This is a genomic window from Citrobacter sp. ABFQG (genome assembly GCF_004322975.1).
GTDB classification, from domain to species: domain Bacteria; phylum Pseudomonadota; class Gammaproteobacteria; order Enterobacterales; family Enterobacteriaceae; genus Citrobacter; species Citrobacter freundii.
The window spans coordinates 4,399,939-4,418,660 of the sequence record NZ_CP036435.1 but is presented as its reverse complement, the minus strand read 5'-3'; the positions used below and the strand labels follow the sequence as shown (position 1 = coordinate 4,418,660).

At 48.5% G+C, this 18,722-nt stretch carries 15 protein-coding genes, 1 other RNA gene and 2 pseudogenes; 4 read left to right on the top strand and 14 right to left on the bottom strand.

Going from position 1 to position 18,722, the window contains the following annotated elements; translation table 11 throughout:
• Positions 1-20 precede the first annotated feature (20 nt).
• From WN16_RS21690 to WN16_RS24645, 3 genes and pseudogenes are all read right to left on the bottom strand, one after another.
• On the bottom strand, positions 21-3,563 hold the full coding sequence (locus tag WN16_RS21690) for an inverse autotransporter beta domain-containing protein (RefSeq protein ID WP_044699589.1): 3,543 nt from the start codon (positions 3,561-3,563) through the stop codon (positions 21-23).
• 508 nt (positions 3,564-4,071) lie between these two features.
• Positions 4,072-4,878, bottom strand: coding sequence for a hypothetical protein (locus WN16_RS21685; RefSeq protein ID WP_044699586.1), 807 nt, complete (start codon positions 4,876-4,878; stop codon positions 4,072-4,074).
• 40 nt (positions 4,879-4,918) lie between these two features.
• A pseudogene (locus WN16_RS24645) lies at positions 4,919-5,083 on the bottom strand (integrase); the annotation flags it as partial.
• Here WN16_RS24645 and WN16_RS21675 point away from each other — a divergent pair.
• Positions 5,058-5,264 (top strand): annotated as a pseudogene (locus WN16_RS21675) (LexA family transcriptional regulator); the annotation flags it as partial. The pseudogenes WN16_RS24645 and WN16_RS21675 sit on opposite strands and share 26 nt — an antisense overlap.
• 173 nt (positions 5,265-5,437) lie before the next feature.
• Here WN16_RS21675 and WN16_RS21670 read toward each other — a convergent pair.
• The 6 genes from WN16_RS21670 to WN16_RS21645 all read right to left on the bottom strand — a co-directional run bounded on the left by WN16_RS21670 (position 5,438) and on the right by WN16_RS21645 (position 11,149).
• Positions 5,438-6,643 (bottom strand): DUF4236 domain-containing protein, encoded by a 1,206-nt coding sequence (locus WN16_RS21670; protein ID WP_044699584.1) that lies wholly within the window; start codon positions 6,641-6,643, stop codon positions 5,438-5,440.
• An 805-nt stretch (positions 6,644-7,448) separates the two neighbouring features.
• Positions 7,449-9,782 (bottom strand): primase-helicase zinc-binding domain-containing protein, encoded by a 2,334-nt coding sequence (locus tag WN16_RS21665; protein WP_064503148.1) that lies wholly within the window; start codon positions 9,780-9,782, stop codon positions 7,449-7,451.
• Positions 9,783-9,796: 14 nt separating this feature from the next.
• Entirely contained in the window at positions 9,797-10,117 is a 321-nt protein-coding gene (locus WN16_RS21660; protein WP_003844498.1) for a DUF5375 domain-containing protein, read from the bottom strand.
• Positions 10,114-10,341: a hypothetical protein gene (locus tag WN16_RS21655; protein WP_032259662.1), complete on the bottom strand. Its 228-nt coding sequence runs from the start codon at positions 10,339-10,341 to the stop codon at positions 10,114-10,116. Before WN16_RS21655 ends, WN16_RS21660 begins: the two co-directional genes overlap by 4 nt.
• The gene (locus WN16_RS21650) at positions 10,338-10,886 is read right to left on the bottom strand and encodes a host cell division inhibitor Icd-like protein (RefSeq protein ID WP_064735514.1); all 549 of its coding nucleotides are present in this window, start codon (positions 10,884-10,886) and stop codon (positions 10,338-10,340) included. The genes WN16_RS21655 and WN16_RS21650 overlap by 4 nt, the downstream gene beginning before the upstream one ends.
• Positions 10,883-11,149, bottom strand: a complete 267-nt coding sequence (locus tag WN16_RS21645) for an AlpA family transcriptional regulator (RefSeq protein ID WP_000556585.1) — start codon at positions 11,147-11,149, stop codon at positions 10,883-10,885. The genes WN16_RS21650 and WN16_RS21645 overlap by 4 nt, the downstream gene beginning before the upstream one ends.
• Before the next feature lie 536 nt (positions 11,150-11,685).
• Between WN16_RS21645 and WN16_RS21640 the strand changes: the two genes are divergently transcribed.
• From WN16_RS21640 to WN16_RS21630, 3 genes are read left to right on the top strand one after another with little or no spacing between them, the layout of a single operon-like run.
• Positions 11,686-12,423 (top strand): hypothetical protein, encoded by a 738-nt coding sequence (locus tag WN16_RS21640; RefSeq protein ID WP_058586982.1) that lies wholly within the window; start codon positions 11,686-11,688, stop codon positions 12,421-12,423.
• Positions 12,420-12,665: an ogr/Delta-like zinc finger family protein gene (locus WN16_RS21635; RefSeq protein ID WP_000984205.1), complete on the top strand. Its 246-nt coding sequence runs from the start codon at positions 12,420-12,422 to the stop codon at positions 12,663-12,665. The genes WN16_RS21640 and WN16_RS21635 overlap by 4 nt, the downstream gene beginning before the upstream one ends.
• A gap of 16 nt (positions 12,666-12,681) precedes the next feature.
• Positions 12,682-13,248, top strand: a complete 567-nt coding sequence (locus WN16_RS21630) for a phage polarity suppression protein (RefSeq protein ID WP_032259659.1) — start codon at positions 12,682-12,684, stop codon at positions 13,246-13,248.
• Positions 13,249-13,586: 338 nt separating this feature from the next.
• On the opposite strand, the gene WN16_RS21625 is transcribed toward WN16_RS21630, so the two are convergent.
• The 5 genes from WN16_RS21625 to WN16_RS21605 form a co-directional block, all read right to left on the bottom strand.
• Complete coding sequence (locus WN16_RS21625; protein ID WP_032259657.1) at positions 13,587-14,534, bottom strand: retron St85 family RNA-directed DNA polymerase; 948 nt, start codon at positions 14,532-14,534, stop codon at positions 13,587-13,589.
• Complete coding sequence (locus WN16_RS21620; RefSeq protein ID WP_058586981.1) at positions 14,531-15,499, bottom strand: retron St85 family effector protein; 969 nt, start codon at positions 15,497-15,499, stop codon at positions 14,531-14,533. The genes WN16_RS21625 and WN16_RS21620 overlap by 4 nt, the downstream gene beginning before the upstream one ends.
• 247 nt (positions 15,500-15,746) lie before the next feature.
• Entirely contained in the window at positions 15,747-16,937 is a 1,191-nt protein-coding gene (locus WN16_RS21615; protein ID WP_032259655.1) for an integrase domain-containing protein, read from the bottom strand.
• A gap of 183 nt (positions 16,938-17,120) precedes the next feature.
• Positions 17,121-17,484: a transfer-messenger RNA gene (gene ssrA, locus WN16_RS21610) on the bottom strand.
• Positions 17,485-17,556: 72 nt separating this feature from the next.
• Positions 17,557-18,720, bottom strand: a complete 1,164-nt coding sequence (locus WN16_RS21605) for an HlyD family efflux transporter periplasmic adaptor subunit (protein WP_085951585.1) — start codon at positions 18,718-18,720, stop codon at positions 17,557-17,559.
• Between the last annotated feature and the right edge of the window lie 2 nt (positions 18,721-18,722).

Sequence of the window (18,722 nt, the reverse complement as noted above, 5' to 3'; positions counted from 1 at the left end):
ATCTCCTGTTTATATCCCGATCAGGAATTCGGTTGATGATTCTCAACTACCCAGACTGTGAGTTCTTTTTCCAACGTTTTATCTCCCGTCGTTGCCTTCACTTTCACCCAACTTTCACCAGCAGTATCCGTTCTCAGTTCAGAGTAGGCATTTCCTAACTTAAAGTTGGTTTTATCCGGTGTCATCGTAAAGGTTCCGCTGTCGGGTTTGGCTCTGCTGCCTGCGCTAAATTCGACACTGCCGTTTAACGGATTGCCAAATTTATCCCGCAATCGGGCCATAAAGCCCATCGGCTCAAGGTTGGCAACGACGTAGCCAAAATCCTGCTCCAGAGTGAGTACTGGATTCTGGGCATCAGCATTCAGCATCAGCGAAGCATTTGCCGAGACGTTGCTACCGTGTTCAGCCAATGTGGCGGTCAGCGTGTAACGACCCGCCTTTTGACCGTGGACATTTACGGTCGCAGTACCGGAAGCATTGGTGGTGACAAGCGTATTATCAATCACCAGAGGATCGCGTGGCGATGGGCCTGTGGCCGTAATCTTCAGCTTACGGTTGCTGACGCTGTTCCCCGATGTATCGCTCAGATGCAGGGTAAACGCCACGTTATCCACATCACTCACTACGGCGGATGTGGTTGACGGTTCGATCGTCAACGCTGCATTTTGCAGATCTGATACCACCTCAATCGCCTTACCAGCCGTAACGCGTTTACCCTCTTTGATGAAGGTTGCCTGCAATTGATAGTGCCCGGCTTCTGTGGCAACAAAGGTTGTTGATGCCATTCCTTTCTCATCCAATGTCAGTTCTGACTGGCCCAGTTTTAATCCACTGGCAGGGGTACTGGTCAGGTGCACGTTGCCACTAAATGGGTTGTTCTCACCGTCGACAACCTGTACCTGAATTTCATGCGTAGCTGATGCGTTTGCCACGATGCTCTCAGCAGGTGCCGCTAAATTCAGCACTGCGCTGTTAATATCAGGTACGAATTCCAGATCAACGCTTGAGGACTCAACGCTGTGCTGCCCATCTGTAACCCTGGCATTAACGGTGTAATGACCCGCCTTAACCGTTGTTAACGTTACCGTCGCGTAACCCTCTTTATTGGTGGTGATTTTGTCCGGATACACGAGACCTTGTGGGGTTACGATAAGCTCCACTTTCTGTCCTTCAACCGACGCGTTGGTATTGTTGAGCATGATCTCAAGCGTGGCACCATCACGACCGTTTGCTGCAATATCGGTGATTGCGCCATTGTCTTTAGCTGTCAGAGACAATGTTGCCCCCTCCATTGCAGAGGCAAATGTGACGCTTAGGGATGAGCTGATGTTCCCCGCGTTCAGCGTAACCTCATAGGTTCCCGGCGTTGAACTGGTCAGTGAGAATCTTGCTTCACCTTTGGCATCGGTGGTGGCAACGTTCTCGCCATTCGCAACCTTGACCTGTGACGGTAACGCCAGGGTGACCGTGTATCCGGATAGCGCGTTACCATAAGGGTCGGTCAGGGTAACGACCGCGACATTACTCTGTTTGCCATCCGCCAGCGCATTGTCTCTGGTCAGGTTAAACGCCTGCACCACCGGCTGCGTTTTGTCTGCAATCCAGTTGGCTTGTTTTTCCAGCCCGGAGAAATCATGTTTTTGTGACGTCACACCAATGCGTGTCGCCTGAGCCAGTTCAGACGTTGCCTTAGCGCTGTACACGCCGTCTTTCTCTTCTACTGCAGTAAAACGGATCTCGCCGCTGGCTGAAACAGCATAAAAACGTAAACTGTCGTCGCCGGTGATGGCATTCCCGTCTTTATCTTTTGCTTCTAACGCCAGGTTAATCGGGTGCCCAACGACCTGCTCCATGGGCATTACTGTGAATGTCGATTTTGCCGACTCGGCGGAAACCGCTTTAAGTGTCACTGTCAGGGTTTCTGTTTTACCCAGCACTTTAGCGGTTATGCGTGCCGTCCCCGCCGTTAAACCGGGCGTCAGCATCGCGGTATACACCCCGGAACGGGTTTCCTGCACTTCACCAAGCTTTGGAGCCTGTGCCGAACGCTCACGATTTTTCTGTGCGTCAGGCGTAAATGCCAAAGACAATTCAATGTCATGTGCAAGCCCTGTTAACGGATTGCCATTGGTATCTTTAAGCACCAGCTTAACCGGATGCTGTGACTTCCCATCAGCCGCGATGATCGGTTGCTGCTCGTCGTTCAATGTAAAATCCATTGTGCCGACAGAGGCTGAATTCCCCGTCACCGTTACGCTCATCACTGCATAGTTAGAGACGTTTCCTTTAACATCTCGCGCCGTTGCGCCGATCTGCCACTGATTGGTGCCGCCTGGTGTATAAGCGGGTAACGTCAGTTGCCATGACGTGCCGCTACCGGAAATGCGCCCGCCAGCGGCGGAAAATGCTCTATCGCTCCACTCTACCGACTGAATGCCCCAGTGGGATTTATCCAGTGAAATAGTCACCGGAACAACGGCGCCACCTTCCCCCTGCACGCTTTCAGGCAGGCGGATTTTCAGAACCGATTTTTTGCGGTATTCCAGAACAATATTGTTATTTCGTTCGACAAAATCGTAGCGTCCGTGCTGAACTTCGCGCATCAACGCAACATTGTCGCTGTCCAACTGCTTCGTCAGCGGGATGCCGGGGCGATAGTTAATCTCTACGCCGAAGCGTGAATCATGAGTATTGCTCTGCCCCTGCTTGTGTTCAGCGGAAAGCGTAACTAGCGGAACCGGCGTATAGCTGATCCCACCTGTAAAGGCGTACGGATTTTCCTGAAGATGATCGCTGCCAAAGAGGCCGACATTCTTGCCGTAATACTTTTCATATTTAAGCGATGCGCCCAGTTGCGGATACGATGGCAACCAACCTTGGGTATAGATATCCCATCCATCCGCCGGACGTTCCTGATAATCATCCAGATCGTGGGAATCCTTCCATTTTGATAATCTTAAATAAGCATTTGCGCCTGCATGTAAATAATCTCGCCAATACTCAACGCCTGCACCCATACGTGCGTGATGACGACTTAAATCGTAGTCATAAAATAAGTTTGCGCCCAGCATTGAATTATCCGCCGTGAAGTAGCGATAACCCATACCGATATTAGTTTGGGTTCTGTCATCGGTACGGTGAAGCGATGTCTGGCTAAATAAAACATGCTGCTTTGTATCAATCCACGGATAAAGGAAATCGAACGACGAATCTTTCAACGAGAAAGCGTCATCGACGTTGAGTTGAATACGCGCATTACCGTACTTCTGTAGCCACTCTACCACCTCCTTCGTTGCCTGTGCTGAGACGGTATTGGCAGCAAAACTGCCCGCATGGCCGTTTTCAATACTTCTGCCAGCTTGCGCGGCGAGAGAAGACAGGCCGCGCAGTTCTTGCTGTTCTGCGGCGGTCTGCGATGCCTTAACGGCTGACGCATGGCTAATGGTGGGCGTGAAGCTAAGAAGGGCAGGATACAGGGCCTGCAAAGCGATTGTTGACCATGCGACAACCTTATTAACGGGGCCTGTTGCCCCATTGCTCCGCGAAATTTTCTTATTTGACATTCGTAACTCCAATATCAATTAAAAAAATCAAAGGTTATTCTATGTACTGAACGGGATGCGTAATATATGTATTTAGTAGGAAAATTCAAGAGTTATTCATGGAGAAGTTAACTGGATTTTTTTACACGATCCTCTGTCGGGGTTGTCTAGCGATGTCGAACGTTTAAATGGCGAATGTTCTAAAAAATACGTTTCTTTTTATAGTGACGATTTTAAGCTTATAGGGATATTCTTTAAGCCTGGTCGTTCACTGTTAAATAAAAAGGGGTATCAGGAAATTAATCTGCTTGTTCGTATTCATCTATCATCACGTTCTCCGGATTTAAGTCTGGAACGTGCCAACGCTATTCAGGACGGGTCAAAGAGCATAAAAAAGCCCGCTTAAGCGGGCTTTTTTATCACTCGGGAGCCGCGGCTCCTTTGCGTATCCTTTTTTGTCCCCTCACCGTCTGGTCGGTGTCCTGCTGAGACTGCTAAGCTGTCGGGAGTTGAACCAGCGTCCGGAATGTTATAACTGTTTGTTTTTATTGTAATCGTGTTCTTCCATATAATCTGCGTAGCTTTTGCGTATCCTTTTAAGTACACGCGAGGTCCTGTTATTTTTTATAACTTCAAATGATAAAGTGCCACTGTAAGTGTTTGTTGTTGCTGTGAAACTAACTTCTTTCACAATGTAATTGGTAATATAGTTTATTTCGAATCTTTTACCTTCTACATCATAGTAAGTAATTCTCAATGAAGGTCCTTCAATTCTTTTATCTAATTTACTATTAATTAACATTCTGAAATTTGTTTCATTAAGAAGAATGCATAAAATTAAAGGTGGTATCGTTATTTTTTTAGGACCCTTCTCTACATTAAGTGGCAAAATATAATTAATTTGCTCATTTCCTCTTTGTGGATATATAACGTTTTCTAATCCACCATCTACTCTATATGCTGTAATGTTCCTAAAATCAATTACTTTGTATTCTAGGGATTTGGACTGATTTATTACCTGTAATTTATTGATAAGCCAGCTTAATTTTTGTGACTGAGGGTATGACCATTCTGTTGTTACGTTCAATGCTGCCCCAGAACCAGCATTTACTAACGTTGGGTGTAAGTCATCTATTGAAGTCTTTTCAAAAGGCTTGCTTGTAAAATTATTTTTGCTTAATAAATTGTCTTTAATTTCTAAGTTATTGATAATTAATTGTGGTTTTAAAGACGCTTTTCTTTGAAGCATAGTTTGTCTTATGGCTAAATATGCAGCCAGTGCCGATAAAATACTGGCTGCTAACCCACCTAATCCAACCCAACTCGGTTCCACCATTCTAAGAATCCCTGCTTCGTTTTGAAGCAGGGATTATTTGTCATAAAATTATTTTTTTCAATGCATTCATAGAGGTATTATTATCATACTCCTTCAAGTACCTTCCATAATGCCTGAACAGCATTTCTGGCCCTTTATGGCCCATTTGAGTTGCTAACCAGAATAAGTTGGCTCCACGGCTGATATGCGCAATTGACGGGGAATTCAGGATCAAGCGATACCGAACTCACCCTCAGCCCCACCTGATAAATCTGGAAAACGGGAGAAGGGAGGTGCTGCCAGAAGATGATGGCGGTTACAGTTCTGCACCCTCTATATTCGGGGTGATCACGTACATCATTAATGATGCTAGGAACGCGGAGTTTGATGAGTGCCCGGTTATGTGAATAGCTGAAACTTTACGGTAAAGCCGATGTTTTGTGTCGGGGTTTTTCCCCGATTATTCCCCATTCAGAAAACAGGCATAAAAAACAGCCGTAACAGGCTGTTTCTTCGAGGGTTTTTGGTCGGCACGAGAGGGTTTGAACCTCCTGCCCCGACACCCTATATTTGCGATAAGTTAGGCCTGTACCAACGCTTCAGTTTCTGTGAGTGAGGTTTGATAGCGTTTTACTGCCTCAGCAAAGGCTTGCGTGGCATCTGCATTTGATACCATATATTCTTCAGTTACCCCCGTTTGAGAATGGAAAGTAATATTTCCATAAATGCAAATAGGGATTTGGTAGTTGTCTTTAAATCGACGGTCTGGTGAGCCATTCTTATTCGTTTTCGCCCATGTATACCCATCTATGCTTGAGTCACTGGGAATACCTTCTTCCTCATGGAATCTTCGATATTCTGAACTGATTTGTAATTCGCGTAAATCAATCAGAGCGAACGCCCCATCAGCTCGTGGTATGACTGCAACTCCAGGATAAAGCAAAATATCGTCGCCATTCACATTTTCAAACCGCATCGCGCGCCCTGTGAATTGAATGAGATCCGTTGAACTGAAATCAAAGGTAACTGGATGACGATTAACAGAACGGGTTGCTAATGTTCTTTCGGCAAACTGGTCTGTAGCTTTATCTGCAGTAATATCCCATTTTTTGACACTCGATTTTAACATATCAAATGCACGGACCATCGCTGCATATGCGCGCTGTGATGTATCACTGCTCTCGAATGTTATGGCTATTTTTGTGTTGTCTTCCCAGGATACTAGGCGAGATATCTCTGCTTGGGTTAGGGGGAGTACTGTCTCAAGTTCTGCGATGCGTCGTTTGTAAAACCAACGGAATAGACTTGATTTGCGTCGAACCAGCTCGCTCTTTTGTTTTGATTCTTCAGCAAGAGCCTCTTGTAGATCTGCTTTTATCTCTGCTCTTTGTTCTCGCGCTTTAGCAATCAAATCTCGTAAAGGTAAAAGGGAGGTGCTTGTCAGGACTTCTACCGAAGCGCTGGATATTTCATTCATGCCAGCCATTGGCATATATATTTTAGCGTTCGATGGTGTGTTACTTGGAGATGCCTCGGGCATTCCCAAATGAGGTTCTGTAGAGGCCGGATTTAATGGATTGGTAACTGAGCGCCCATCATCATAGGGCAGAGTAGGTGTAGTATAAGATAAGCCTGTGCCCGGTAGTCCGACGGTCGCTCTGACTCCTTTTTTCCCAACATTGACAGTTGCGCCAGGCACGCCAATGCTTGCGCTTATTCCACGCTTGCCAATGTTGAGCCTAACGCCGGGAAACAGAGTAAAGGTTTGTCTGAAACGAAGAGACATAAAGTTATCCCTATGTAGTTTTGTTCACCAAAGTTCGAAATGTTTTTATATGAACATTGAGCTGATACAAAAGCTTATCCTTAGCTCATCTTCATACTGCCATGATACAGCGGTTTGCTTGCTGGTGAACAAAAACGAAAAAGCCCGCATAAGCGGGCTTTTATGTCACTCGGGAGTTGCGGCTCCTTTGCGTATCCTTTTTTGTCCCCTCACCGTCTGGTCGGTGTTCTGCTGAGACTTCTAACTTCCTGTTTTTGCTAGTGATGTACTATCACTGTCCAATCATGATTGGTGGGCTGGCGGAGTCTGAATAAATTTCTCAATGTATTAAATATAAAGGATTTTTCCGTATTCAACTTTCAGTTGTGTACCTAAACGTGTACCAATTATGAAATGTCATAGTAATACGATCCCTCTTTAGAAATGTGTCACCTTTTTCATGTGGTCTTTTTTTTAAACAATAAGCACAGAAAAAAAGTTTTTTTGCATTTAACTGTTCACACTGTTCACCTCGGTTGTTTCTCATTTTATATCATGTGGTTAGGTGGTGATGAGTTGGTGAAGAGTGAACAGTCGACTCTTCACCTTTGTGATTTTTGTTCGTTCTGGATACGCCCGGCCAGGCGATACGCGGGGGATAAAAAGTTTTTTTAGGTTTTACTGTTCACTCTGTTCACCTCTTGTTTTTTATCAATAATTTCATAGTGATACAGGGTGAATATACGGTGAAGGGTGAACAGTGGATTGTTCACCCTGTGGCAATGGTCGGAAAGGAAAAGACCGGCTGTTGCCGGTCTGAGGTTGGTTATGTTGTTGCAGGTTCGTCGCACTTCGGCAGCCAGTCGCCGTAGCTTTCCTCTTTCAGCGACAGGTTGGTTTGTATCCCCTGCTTGGTGTGCCGCTTCTCATAATTCAGGCCGTACTCTTTCAGCATCATGGGCAGCCCCAGCCCGAACATTTTCAGGCTGAGCACGTTCCTGTATCCGTTAGCTTCCATATAGGCCAGATACGCGTGATAGAGATATTTGCGGTAATTACGCGGGACGATGCTGGCATTACCTATAAACATCCCGTTGGTCTGCGGCAGCATTTCCAGATAGCCACAAAAATCAAACGTCGGGTCAGCATCACGCTTGATGCTGAGCGCTTCATCGGAGTTCTGCTGCGACTGGAGCAGAGTGCGCGCTGCCATCGGGTCGCTGAATTTCTGCATAAGCTGGCGCACGATAACGGCCAGCTCGCGCGCAATTTTATCCCTGAGCTGCGGGTCGCGCTCTTCCGGGGCAATCTGCTCCGGGAAGTGAATAATCACCCGGCGACGTGACACCCCGCCGCTGCGGTCGGTGAAGCGCATCGGGTTGTTGTTCACGGCCAGAATCACTGCCGGAATATGTGTTGAGTACGGGTTCTGGTATTTCGGGTCAACCGAGACCGCATCGCCGCCGGTGATGGCCTTAAGCCCTGCGCCGTCGCCGCTCCATTTTTCCTGGTCTGGCAGACGGATTAGCGAGAAGCCAATCAGGGAGGCACGCTTGCGCGGGTCTTCCAGTGTGTCGATATCGGCTGACGTGGCGTTATCCTCTCCGGCGAGCAGGGTCGCGATTTCAGCCAGAATACTTTTGCCACTCCCACCCGGACCGGTGACTTCGAGAAAGAGCTGCCAGTCGTAACGGTTCGCCAGCACCATAAACAGCGCGGCCAGAATCACGTCGCGTTTTTGTGGGTTTTTACCGGCCGCACGGTCGAGCCAGCGCCAGAAGTTCGGCGCGTGCGTCTCCAGCGTTTCCCCCTCCACCGGCGGGGTGAAATCCACATCGCACAACGTGCGCAGCCAGTGCGATTTGTGGTGCGGGCTGAATACGCCGCTTTGAGTATCGAGTACCCCGTTGCGAAAGCCAATCAGACGGCGCGCCGGTGTATCCTGCTGCGGAATAATCAGTTTCAGGGTCTCCACCACCGAGGCAATTTTCCCCGATGAGAACGGGGCACGTAAGCGCTGGAATAAATCAGCCACATTCCGTGAAAAAGTGGCGGCAGGGATATTTTTCCAGATGCCGTTTTCATAGCGGGACAGGAGCTGGCCGTTCGCATCCACAGCCAGCGCTTCGCCGTAGTGCTCATGCACCCGCAAAGCCTTGTCGCTGGCGCTCATGGCGGTAAATTCCGCCTCGCTCATGGTATCAAATGGACTTTGCGCCGGTGGCCGGATGGCGTCATAAATGGCTTTCCGCGTGGCCTCCTCTCCTTTCTCTATAAACGCATCATTCCAGTCACCGAACACCGGCGGCAGGGCGACAATGCCTTCACAGGCTTCTGCGGCCGCCGCGGCTTTGTTCTGGCCGTCACCGTTAAGGTCACGGTCGGCGGCGAGCACAATCTGACAGGCCGGGTGTTTCTGACGGGCAAGGCTCGCCAGAGAAAGGAGGTTCACGGACGACAGCGCCACCATAACGGTTTCGCCGGTCAGGTGATGCACGGTGAGCGCGGTCGCATAACCCTCTGCAATCCACAGGCGTTTTCCGGCCTGTTTTTTCCCTTCGATGACATGACATGCCCCTTTGACCTGACCGCCTTTCAGGGTGCGTTTGAGACCGTCAGCATTGATAAGCTGAAGGTTAACCAGTGCGCCGGTATCGTCATACAGCGGGACAACCACATCCCCGGCGCGGAACGTCACGCCGCCGGTTTTATGCATGACGGTGAGCGTCAGACATCCCAGAACGGGGAAACCCTTGCGGGTGAGGTAGGCATTGCCTGTGGCTGGTCGGGTTTTCTCCATGAGCCTGACGGCCAGCGCGGCCGCCGCTTTGCGGTCGGCCACAGTTTCGGCCTCTGCGGTCGCAATCACTTCCGGGGCAACCGGCGGCAGGTTGCCGGTCACGGCGTTCACCTTCCCGGCGGCCTCTGAGGGAGTCACGCCAAACACTTTTTCTACCAGCTTAAGCCCGTCACCCGCGCCACACTGATTGCAGAACCACGTCCCGCGCCCTTCTTTATCGTCAAAGCGGAAGCGGTCAGAGCCACCGCACACCGGGCAGGACTGATGGCGGTTTTTAATCACCTTCACACCCAGCGCAGGGAGAATGCGCGGCCAGTGGCCGCACGCCTGTTTTACCGTTTCTGTTACGTTCATTTTCATCGTTGTTTTCTCCCTCAGTGCAGTACCGGTGCGGTGATATGACGGGCGCAAAGCTCATCCATCACGGCCAGCCCGAGAAAGGACAGCGACGGCGTGGCTTTGAGTGGTCCGGCTTCCATTAAATCTTCCAGTAACGCACAGGCAATCTGGCGGCCTTTTTCCTCGCCATGCTGGCGCAGGTAGAAGCCCTCCAGCTCGGCGGCAATGGCGCTTTCCAGCGCGTCGAGGGTGAGGTGTGGGTAGCGGTGCTGGCGTTCGCACAGGGTCAGCCATGCACAGGCCACGGCACGACGATACAGCGCGGCGCGTAATACGGGTGGTAATGGCTTTTTCATACGTTACCCTCCCCGGTCAGCCACTGCTGATTGCAGCGTTCGACCACACCGTCGAGCTGGGCGGTCATGAGGTAAATCACGGAGGTGAGCTGTAAGTGCTGCGCCGGGTCACGACGAACAGTGGCGCAGTCCTGCACCTGCATCAGGTCGCCGACGAGCTGGCCGACATTGCGCATATGCTCCAGACATTCGAGGTCACGGGCGGTAATGGTGGAGTGTCTCATGCGCACACCTCCGCAACCGGCAGACGACCAGCAAACGAGAGGACGTAATCGCGAACGAGAGAAAGGCGTGCGGCGTGCTCATCACCGGCAACGGTGCGAAGCATACAAATACGGGGGGTAAGGTCTGCGCGACGAACAGCAGCAAATACAAAGACAAACTGCGGATGTGACGGGGTGAGGGTCGTAGCCATAAGGGCAACCTCCATTGAGTAGCGGTTAACGCTACCACCGGAGTTCTCACGCTCGGGTGGTAGCCCAGACGGGGGTGAGAAACCGGCCTCAATGGGTACCGGCCAGCCCGAAGGCTGCCCCGCCTGAGCCACCATTACGCAGATACAGCAACGGCTTAAGAACCGATGCGTAAACAACAGGTGCACATAGGCATAGACACAAAAAAAGACGCATGGCGCGTCCGGTGTCGCCACTGAGTAACTCGGGTTCTCACGCCCGGCTGCCGATTTTGCGACAGCGGGAAAACTATACCTGGAAACGGTGAAAAGAAGCAAGCCAGAAAAAGGGGCTGTTTGCTGAGTAGTTGTCATCATGCGTCATAGCCCCGGTTGCGTTCGGCAATGCGATCCGCCATCCATGCAGTGATTTCAGACTGCGCCCACGCCACATTTTTTCCGCCGAGGGAGATTTGTTTCGGGAAAGCTTCCCGGCTGATGAGGTCATAAATGGTCGAACGAGACAGGCCGCATAAATGCATCACTTCAGGCAGACGAATAAAACGCTCATGAACGGCGTCAGAGACCGGCATCAGCGGCGCGGCAGGGGCAGAAGACGGGGAAGAAAAAGCGGTGTGCATCGGGCTACCTCATAAAGTCCATACGGTGCCGGTCGTGTCCGTCCGGCTTCGGGTAGCTCCTTATTATGTCTATATTTTTCCTCAGGTCATGTGAGATTTTCGTGGAAACAAACATTGACTTTTCGCTATGGCAAACAAAGGCAAACGCTGGCAAACAGATGCAAATCACTGCATTACAATGCAGCAATTTCTATTTCTTTTAGTTATATATTTTCGATCTTTAATCGAAATAAAGTCTAAAGGTATCGGCAGAGAAAAACAGAAGGGTGAACAGTGGTGAACAGACGGTGAACAGTCAGACCTTCAACTGTTCACCCTTTAATTAACTGTATTACTTATCTTTTTTCTTAAGGTGAACAGTAGTGAATAGTTATTAGTAAAAAAACAAACAGTGAGTAAGGTTTTCCTGAGACCTTTCTCTGGCCAGCCGGGTTTTAAGGTCTGTTTGTGTCATTTTTGCCACAACGCCAATGAATCGTGTTGTTGTGTCTGGCGCGGCAGAATCTCCTCAGATTGAAACGAAGAGGAGACCCGACATGACTCAGACCGCTGTTATTCCCGACTACCTTAAACCTGCAATGGAACGCCTTGAGACTGCCCGCTCGGCGCATCTCGCCAATGCCAGCCGTATGGATGAAACCACGACGGCCATCAGCCAGGTGCAAACGCAAAAAAATGAACTGGAGCAGGAAAACGGCAATGATTCCGGCGCATGGCGCGCCGCCTTTCGTGCCGGTGGTGCTGTCGTTACCGACGAGCTGAAACAACGCCATCTGGCGCGCGTGGCACGGCGGGAACTGGCGCAGGAATGTGACAATATGGCTGAGGTTCTGTCTTTTGAGCTGGACAGCCTTAAGGGAGCCTGTGACCGGACGGCCAGAGCGTACCGTCAGGCACATCACAGCGTCCTCAGCCAGTATGCAGAGCATGAACTTGATGCTGCCCTGCGTGAAAGCTGCAGTGCCCTCATCAGAGCAATGAAACTCAACATACTGGTTCTGAATAATCCGCTTGCTAATACGACCGGGCATCAGGGATATATCGAACCGGAAAAAGTTGTAATGCAGCAGGTGAAAGCGTGGCTTGAACAGGCCGTAAAGGGCTGCAATATCCGTCTGACCGATGAACCGGTGCTGTTTAAAACAGGGCTGTCGGCTTCCACACTGCCGCATATGGAACATGACGTTGCGACCACGCCCGGTCAGCGAAAAGTCTGGCAGGAAAAAATGCGGGAACGTGAAGCTGACCTGAAAGCACGGGGGTTATTGTCATGATGCGCTGCCCTTTCTGCCGCACGGCGGCACACGTTCGCACCAGCCGCTATATGTCTGACAGCGTCAAAGAGAGTTACCTGCAGTGCCAGAATGTACACTGCTCGGCGACATTCAAAACGCATGAGTCCATCTTTGAAGTGATACGTTCGCCGGTCGTCGATGAGAAACCCGCGCCGGTGCCGACAGCCCCCGTGGCACCCCGTCGGGTAAAAGGCTGCTACAGCTCGCCGTTCCGCCATTAATCAGGAGAGACAACCCGTGACCACTCTGACCTTACAGCAGGCCTATGACGCCTGTCAGACGAACAAAACCGCGTGGCTGAACCGTAAAACCGAACTGGCCGCCGCAATGCAGGAATATCAGGAATTATTGCTGGATGACAATGTATCAGGCTCCCGCAGATTACCGATGCTGCGTGACCTGATTGACGTAAAAAAATGGGAAGTTAATCAGGCCGCCGGTCGCTACATCTTCTCGCATGAGGAGGTGCAGCGCATCAGCATCCGTAACCGGCTGCATGATTTTATGCAGCAGAACGGCGCAGAGCTGGCCGCCGCTCTGGCACCGGAGCTGATGGAGATTAAAAACCAGCCCGCGATGATAAAAAACCGCGCGCTTGACCGTTCGATGGCATATCTCCGTGAAGCCCTTTCCGTCTGGCTGACCGTAGGAAATGAAATTAATTATTCTGCACAGGATAAAGATATTTTAACGGCCATCGGATACAGGCCTGATGCGCCTTCGCGGGATGATAATCGTGAAAAATTCACCCCTGCACAGAACATGATTTACGCTCGTCGACGCGCCGGACTGGCCGCGCAGTAGCCTGTCAAAAAATCCCTGTAAATCCCGTCATTTTTCCCGAATTAAGCCATGCATCCATAAGGTGCATGGTTTTGCATGCGTTTTCCCACCCCTGAACTCCCTGCCAGCGCCAGTCGCGGCGCGGCCTGAATCTACCTTTGCACCTGCATTAAAAGCGGCCCCTTAAGCGGGCAGGCGTGGCGGGGAGAGCATTGCGCGCTGATAATTACATTTAAATATTTTTGAATATCAGGATGTTAAAGAGATGGGTATATTTAATGCAGTTATCGCATCAAATAGCTGATGCGATAAAGAAATTATGATATGTATCGAAAAGCTAATGATACCCTTTTGGGGGGTTAAGTGATGTCGTCATAGGTTATTGACTGCTTAATCTTATCAATAACGTCATGCCCATATTTAACTTGAAGACGCTCAATGAATTGAGGTTCTATATGAAAAGCATGTCCCAATATGCCGTTAAGATAATTAATCTCTTTTTGGTTTAATAAACTATACGAAAATTTATGTACTAAAGAACTAATCATCCTTTTCTTTTTTCTTCCTAAGGATAATTCATTGCTATTATTTAGTACTACACCAGTAATGGTTCTATTCATAGCTTTGTTGCAAAAAATTGTTTTATCTCTATTTATTCTGATTTTTCTGTTGTAATGTTTTATTAATAAGGCTTGTACTGTGCGCTGTATTGTCGCTAAGCTTAAACTATGAAATGATGAAAAGGTCAAATCATCGGCGTAACGGGTGTAAGTTACATTTAAGTCAGTGCAGTAATTTGTTAATTCCTCATCAAAACAATACATGATTGCGTTAGATATTAACGGGGATGTTGGGGCTCCAATACTCAATCTAAGAGGGCTATTGCCTCTTAGTTTCCAGAATAAAAGATGGGCGATGATAAATCTATCTTCTTCTGATATATTAGCCCCATTGGCTTCGAGGGTCTTAATGAAAAGATCAGGTGTAATAGAATGGAAGAAATCCTTAAAGTCTATTTTTAATATGAATTGACTGTTTTTGTGTGCGGCGGCATTAGTTTTTATACCCTTACCAGGAACATAGGCATGAGCCGCATAATGTACTTTCAAATGTTCAGAAAGCAGGTTGGCAGTAAATCGTTGTAAAGACTTAATTTGCTTAGATGGCTGAGCGATAATACGAACTCCATCACCGCTTCTCTTTGGTATGGTATATTTCTTATAGCGGCGTGGGGCTGTCGAGATAAAGCTTTTCAACGAGTCTTTATCCATGAACAATGTGGCGGATAACTGGTTAAGTATACTCATTTGGCGTCATCCTCAAGCATTTTTGTAATTGCAGATAATGCAAGCTTTCTTTTTCTGGATGCCTCGTCATCAGATAGAACAAATGATGTGACGGCTCTTATTCTCATGGCCTTATATTCTTTTATTCGTCCAAGTTTATCTTTTCCAAGTATAACTCTTTTTTTACTTTCCAGAGGGTAGTAAAAAGTTATATTGCTATATTTCTTTTTGCCAATCATAGACATTGATTGTAATAAATAAAGCAGTCTCTTTATAACGTTTTCATCTATTTCGATATTGAGTGCTATTAATGCTAATTCAATTTCATAGTCTTTTATTGGATAGAATGTATGGATGATATCGTAGACTAATAATGCTATATGTGCAGGGTTAGATATATTAAAAGCGGTTGTTTTACTTGCGGTTTTAAGTCTATTTTTTATGCACTCTATTACCAATGGTAAGTCTGGGTAATTTATCTCTGTGTTGCTGGGCCATGGGAAGATATGCACTGACTCTTTATCTTTTCGTTTTAAATATGATAAAGGACCCAGGTAAATAAATGAGTCTTCAGCCTGTACATGTTCATCTGGAGCGAAAATAAGTATTTTTTTAGGGTCGCTAATGTTTGCAAACATGCCTAATTCGACAAGAGAACCGGGACTTTCTAAGCAAATGATTATAAGTGTGGATAGTTTGGCAATATCATCCTCAAATGAAAACAAATCTGAATATGTGTTTTCTCGGAAATAATCCTTGAATGTTTCGGCCATTATGAAGGATTTTGAGAGACCATGTTCTTCATTAACCTCAAAGAATGCAATTATCCTGTCGCGTAAACTTTGCGGAATCAGCTTTCCAGTGTTTGTATCTCCACCACAGATAAAAATTTTATGAGGTGTTAAGTAAAGGGAAAAATTGGAGTACGAGAGAGAACTGAACTCATCAATGAGTGTATCTTCGTAGCTTTCATTACCCTTTGCCATACTCAATTCAATCTCTCCATAAAAAAACAAAGCGGAAATCCGCTTTGTTTAAATCTTTACCTAGAGGATGCGCAAAAGACTTCTCTGACGCTCCTGATCAAGGATCGTTAGAGAAGTGCTTTTGCGCAACCCTAAGTGTCCTCAATACTGTATGTCTGGCTAATCGCCCGACTAGGTTTAAGTAACATAAACCTTCGCGTAAAGATGGAGTTAGCTTAGATCAGCGTTAAAAAGTAAGCAAGTTAGTTTAAACAGAACGTACAAAATTCCCCCACCAATCCATAAGATTTGTGCGTTGCGGCAGATAAATGGAGCGGTTGTATGCGCGCCTAACTTCGTTTTTATCACAATGTGCCAGAGCAGATTCAATAACGTCAGAATTAAAGCCTGATTCATTTAATGCAGTGCTTGCTATCGAGCGAAGACCATGCGCAACTAACCTACCACCATAGCCAATCCGCTTTAAGGCAGCGTTAGCAGTCTGGCTATTCATTGGTTGATTTGGATCGTTACGACTTGGAAAAACGTATTCACGATTCTTACTTATAGGCTTCATCACTTCCAGAATCTCTAATGCCTGAGGAGAAAGCGGTACGATGTGTTCACGCTTTGCTTTCATCCTTTCGGCTGGAATCGTCCAGAGTCTGGTCTCAAGGTCGATCTCTTCCCAACGAGTACCAGATGCTTCAGATGGACGCACGAGAGTCAGGAGTTGCCATTCAATTAGACAGCGAGTCGGAACAGATAAGTTTGACATGACCAAAGAACGCATTAGCTTCGGCAATTCTTCAGGCCGCAGTGTTGGCATGTTTTGCTTTTTGGGTTTCTCAAAAGCCATACCTACGCCTGACGCAGGATTGGCGTCAATGAGACCGGTATTAACTGCATAAATCATTATCTCGTTTATACGTTGCACTAAACGGCGAACAGTCTCCAGCGCACCACGCGCTTTGATTGGCTCTAATGCTTCAATAATCGTTCTGGCCTTTATCTCCTGAACGGGTATAACGCCTATAGCAGGGAAAACGTCCTTATCTAAAGAGCGCCAAATATCTTTCGCGTAGTCCTCTGTGACGCTTTTGCTTTTCATTTTGAACCAGTTGGCGGCCACTGTTGAGAAAATACTATCCAGCTCAATCTGACGTTGCTCTGACGCTTGCTCTTGTTGCTGTTGAGGATCCATCCCTTGCGCGAGCGTAGCTAAATGTTGGTCGCGTATCTGGCGAGCTGCTGCGAGCGTAAGCGAAGGGTATGAGCCGAGACTCAGATTAGTTCGGCTATTACTAACCGGACGCTGGTATCGGAAGCGCCAGAGCTTTTTACCAGATGTTTTGATGAGTAAGAACAGGCCGTTACCATCATGCAAAGTGAAGTCTTTTTCGCGGGGTTTAGCTTTGAGGATTTCGTTGTTAGTTAGGGGGCGTGTGATGCGCGCCATGTCTGGATCCCTTCCATAATTGGTACACGTTTAATGGCTCACAGTATAGCGTGTACCTAAACGTGTACCAATTTTCTCTGGATTTAGCCGGATGCTCTCGGACAACGGCAGACACAAAAAAGCCCGCAGGGCTTGTGCCATGCGGGCTTTCTGTACTTCACCGGACGTATCCGGATAATTATTTGGTGGAGCTGGCGGGAGTTGAACCCGCGTCCGAAATTCCTACATCCTCGGTACTACATGCTTAGTCAGTCTTTACATTCGCCTGGCACCTGCGGACAGACACGCCACTACCAGACTAGCCTGATTAGATTTAACGCTTCAACCCCAGGCAGGGCCTCCACGCGATCTCTTTTGGGTTTGACCTCTCTTTGATCCCCGTCTTAAGAGCGGAAGCTAGGGAGAGAGGGCTCAGAGCAGGTTATTAAGCTGCTAAAGCGTAGTTTTCGTCGTTTGCGACTATTTTTTTGCGGCTTTTTACGAGGCCAACCGCCCCTCGGCATGCACCTTGGGTTTCGCGAATCCCGTCGAATCCAGAATCAGCCCCAATGTGTTAGGACAAGTATAACAGACTTGTGACACGCGTGACCAGCCCCCGCAACCCCTAATCCTCAAGGATTTAGCGCTCACGCAGCGCTTCTTTTGCACGATTAAACGGTTTGATTAAATAGTCGACGATGGTTTTTTCACCTGTTTTTATATCCACTGTGGCAATCATGCCCGGTACGATGGAGAAATGGCGTCCCAGTTTGTTCTGTAAGAAGTCCTGATGGGTGCGGATAAACACGCGGTAATAGAAGATTTCCGGTTTCACTTTATCCTGAATGGTGTCCGGTGAGATGGTTTCGACTACTCCTTCCAGGCCGCCGTAAATGGCGTAGTCATAGGCGGTTATCTTCACCAGCGCCCGCTGGCCGGGATGGATGAACGCGATATCACGCGGCGACAGGCGGGTTTCGATCAGCAGATGATCGTCCAGCGGCACAATCTCCATCATCTCGCCGTTGGGCGGAATAACGCCGCCAATGGTGGTGACCTGGATATTTTTCACAATACCACGCATCGGCGCGCGTACGGTCAGGCGGGTGACGGAATCCTCGCGTCCTTTTAAAATAGCCGCCAGCATATCCACTTCGGCGTTGGCTTTTGACAGCGCTTCCCGCGCCTGCACGAAATATTGCGAGCGCAGGTCGGTGATTTTTAATCCCAGATCGCTTTTTTGGCGTTGCAGGCGCAGCACTTCTACGTGGCTGGCGGCACCGCTTTTCTCCAGTCGCTGAGTAATGGCCAATTCTTTATTTACCGAGACCAGCGCATCCTGCAGTTCCGCCATTGAATCCGCAAGCTGCGCGCGGCGGCTTTTATACAGGCGAGTTTCGGAGGCGATGAGATCCGGCCAGGCGCGCAGCGAATCGGGAAAGACCAGCGGTAGATCGTTAACTTCGGCATTGAGCCTTGCGCTGGAGGCCAGTGAGGCGCGATAACGGGCGGCGCTCTCCCCAACGTTGGACTCTGAACGGGTGGGGTCGAGGCGAGCAACAATTTGATTGGCCTGCACTTTATCTCCCTCGCGGACCGTCAGTTCGGCGAGAATACCACCATCCAGTGATTGCAAGACTTGTTCACGCGAGCTGGGGATCACTTTCCCGCTGCCGGTTGAGACTTCATCCAGCTTGCCGAAATATGCCCAGATACCCAGGACGGCAAACAGCAGCGTGCTGAGCAGAATAATGCGGCTGGCCCCGGAAAAACGGTGCTCGCGGCGGATATCGAGGTCGTCCATGG